The organism is Massilia sp. CT11-108 (genome assembly GCF_047302915.1).
GTDB classification, from domain to species: Bacteria; Pseudomonadota; Gammaproteobacteria; order Burkholderiales; family Burkholderiaceae_D; genus Telluria; species Telluria orientalis.
Genome location: NZ_JBKYMO010000562.1, coordinates 1 through 3,336 on the forward strand (window position 1 = coordinate 1; position 3,336 = coordinate 3,336).

Genomic DNA, 3,336 nt, shown 5'->3' on the forward strand with positions numbered 1-3,336 from the left:
GCGCCGTGTAGCGCATCGCTTCGTGCAGCTTGGCCGGCACCTGGCTCTCAGCCGGCAAGAAGCGGTCGAGGGCAGACTCCGCGTCGGCCTGCACGGCCTTCACCCAGGCCTGGAAATCCTGCGGCGCGCTCATACGTCGTCCTCGCCGTCGGCACTGAACGGCTTGAGCATCTCGCCTTCCAGGACCTTCACCTGGGATTCGACTTTTTCCAGCTGGGCCGCGCAATAGCGCACGAGCTCGGACCCGCGTGCATACGCGGCGACCGAGGCTTCCAGGGGCAATTGCCCACTTTCCATTTGCGTCACGAGTTGGGCCAGTTCGGACATCGCCTGCTCGAAGGATTCGGGCGGTGCGGACGCCGCTGCGCTCGCGGCTGCCGGTGGTGCGGCGCTCTCCGCGTTTGTTTTATTTGGCATAATGAGTTTGATCGATTCGGGGCTGGGCGACACCATACGCAACCCGTGCGCGGCATGCCAGTCTAATCGCTTATTCTAAACAATCCTGTTTCGACATGAACGGTGCGCCTGTCGCCGCCAACTTGCAAGCAAGGATACATTTTATCGCAAAGCGCCCCGGGATTCATGAAAACGATGCCGTTTAGGCAATTTTTGAACACCCACGTACCACAACCACGAGCCGGCCCGGGACTGGAGGGGCATTTACAGGCTATAATCTCCGGTTCTGTCTCCGAAATACCGTATTCCGCTCTTTAAAGGAGCGAGAACTCCGAATTTGCGGCAGCACTGTTGGTCGGGATGCGACGCCTCGAGCGCGCCCGCTCGACCACGTTGCTGCTCGCCCTGGAAATCTCGATGCTCCCCTAAAAATACTGGTTCTCGGATTCTTTCTCTTCTTTGGCTGAAATTCTGTAAAGGGGGGTTGGGATGTCCGATCTGGCTACCCACGCCAAGCTGGCGCGTTCGCTCGCCCAGCTTCCGGTAAATGTCTACTTCGACGACGCGCTGTTGCAGCGTGAATTGCAGCAATTGTTTCTCAAGGGGCCCCGCTACGTCGGGCACGAGTTGATGGTTCCCGAGAAGGGCGATTTCGCGACCCTGAAATCGGAGAGCGAGGGTCGCATGCTGGTGCGCAACGCACAGGGCATCGAGTTGATGTCGAACGTCTGCCGCCACCGCCAGGCGCTGATGTTCAATGGCCGGGGGAACGCCAAGAACATCGTCTGCCCGTTGCACCGCTGGACCTATGACCTCAAGGGCGAGCTGATCGGCGCACCGCATTTCGCGGACACGCCCTGCCTGAACCTGTCCAGGACGCCGCTGCAGAACTGGAACGGCCTGCTGTTCGAACAGAACGGCTACGACGTGATGGACAAGCTGAAGCACATGTCCGTGACGAAGGACCTGGATTTCTCGGGCTATATGTTCGACCACGTCGAGGTGCACGACTGCGACTACAACTGGAAGACCTTCATCGAGGTCTACCTGGAGGATTACCACGTCGAGCCGTTCCACCCTGGCCTGGGCAACTTCGTCAGCTGCGACGACCTGCGCTGGGAATTCGGTCCGGACTACAGCGTCCAGACCGTGGGCGTGCACCGCGGCCTGCAGAAGTCCGGCTCGCCGGCCTACAAGGCATGGCAGGAACAGGTCCTGAAGTTCAACAACGGCCAGGCACCGAAATACGGCGCGATCTGGCTGACCCTGTATCCGAACATCATGGTCGAGTGGTATCCGAACGTGCTGGTCGTGTCGACCCTGTGGCCGCTGGGTCCGCAGAAGACGCGCAACGTCGTCGAGTTCTACTACCCGGAAGAATTCGTGCTGTTCGAGCGCGGCTTCGTGGACGCGGAACGCGCCGCCTACATGGAGACGTGCGTCGAGGACGACGAGATCGCCCTGCGCATGGACGCCGGCCGCAAGGCGCTGATGGAGCGCGGCGTGACCGAGGCGGGCCCGTACCAGTCGCCGATGGAAGACGGCATGCAGCACTTCCACGAGTGGTATCGCAGCAAGATCGACAATATTCCCCCGGGGATGTGATGGTTAGTCGCTGATGGCCCCACTCTGGATGTTGTTCGCCAGCTTCCTGTTCGCCGCCATGGGCGCGGCAGTGAAGCTGGCCTCCTCGCTCTACTCGACCTCGGAAATCGTGATGTACCGGGGTCTCATCGGCGCCCTGCTGCTGTTCCCGATGATCCGCCTGCAGGGCGGTTCGTTCAAGACCCACTTCCCGAAAGAACACCTGTGGCGCAGCGTCGTCGGCGTGGTCTCGCTGTGGATGTGGTTCTACGCGATCGCCAAGCTGCCGCTGGCGACCGCCGTGACCCTCAACTACATGGCGCCGATCTGGCTCGCCGCCTACATGTTCGTCACCGGCTGGTGGCGCGGCAAGGGCTTGCCCGAATGGCCGCTGGCCCTCGCCATCGCCATGAGCTTCGTCGGCGTGACGCTCGTGCTGCGGCCGGCCGTCGAGACGCATGAATGGGTCGGCGGCCTCGTCGCCATCGGCTCGTCCGTGATCGCCGCGATGGCCTATATGCAGGTGCGCCGCCTCGGCCAGATGGGCGAGCCGGAATACCGCGTCGTGTTCTATTTTTCCGTCACGATGGGCCTGGCGGGCCTCGTCGGCTCGCTGCTCGGCAACGGCATGAATACGTTCCGCCCGCAATCGTGGCACGGCATGGGCCTGCTGCTGGCGATCGCCGCCAGCGGCCTGGGCGCCCAGATCGCGATGACGCGCGCCTACCGCATCGGCAAGGTGCTCGTCGTCGCCAACCTGCAGTACACGGGCATCGTCTTTTCCAGCCTGTGGGGCATGATGCTGTGGGGCGACGTGTTCGACTGGCATGTCTGGCTGGGCATGGGCGTGATCCTCGTCTCGGGAATCGCCGCGACGTTCTACAATACGACGCGCACGGCGCGCGGCGCCGTCGTCAAGGAAACCGATCCCATCGCCAGCGAATAAAGGAGTGCCATGTCCAGCTTCACGACCCTGATCGAACCCGCCGCACTGGCCGCACACATGAACGACTCGAAGTGGGTCGTCGTCGACTGCCGCCACGACTTGATGAACCTCGCCGCCGGCCGGGACGCCTATGCGGCCGGCCACATCCCGGGCGCCGTCTTCGCCGACATGGAGACGCAACTGTCGGGCGCCAGGCGCGACGCCGCCGGCAATTTCCGTGGCCGCCATCCGCTACCGGAGCAGGACGCGTTCATCGAGCTGCTGCGGGGCTGGGGCGTGGACGACGACACGCAGGTCGTCGCGTACGACGCGCACGGCGGCATGTACGCCGCGCGCCTGTGGTGGATGCTGCGCTGGGTCGGCCATGGCGCCGTCGCCGTGCTGGATGGCGGCCTGCCCGCCTGGCAGGC

Annotated in this window: 4 protein-coding genes; 3 read left to right on the plus strand and 1 reads right to left on the minus strand. The window is 63.3% G+C overall.

Annotation, left to right across the window (positions count from 1 at the left end):
- Window positions 1–129 precede the first annotated feature (129 nt).
- Window positions 130–417: an exodeoxyribonuclease VII small subunit gene (locus tag ACEN88_RS27400; protein ID WP_413344742.1), complete on the minus strand. Its 288-nt coding sequence runs from the start codon at window positions 415–417 to the stop codon at window positions 130–132.
- 468 nt (window positions 418–885) lie between these two features.
- On the opposite strand from ACEN88_RS27400, the gene ACEN88_RS27405 reads away from it, so the two are divergent.
- The 3 genes from ACEN88_RS27405 to ACEN88_RS27415 all read left to right on the plus strand — a co-directional run.
- The gene (locus tag ACEN88_RS27405; RefSeq protein WP_413344744.1) at window positions 886–2,001 is read left to right on the plus strand and encodes an aromatic ring-hydroxylating oxygenase subunit alpha; all 1,116 of its coding nucleotides are present in this window, start codon (window positions 886–888) and stop codon (window positions 1,999–2,001) included.
- A 13-nt stretch (window positions 2,002–2,014) separates the two neighbouring features.
- Entirely contained in the window at window positions 2,015–2,926 is a 912-nt protein-coding gene (locus ACEN88_RS27410) for a DMT family transporter (RefSeq protein ID WP_413344745.1), read from the plus strand.
- Window positions 2,927–2,935: 9 nt separating this feature from the next.
- Window positions 2,936–3,336 (plus strand): sulfurtransferase (locus tag ACEN88_RS27415; RefSeq protein ID WP_413344747.1); only part of this gene is annotated, 401 nt, incomplete at its 3' end.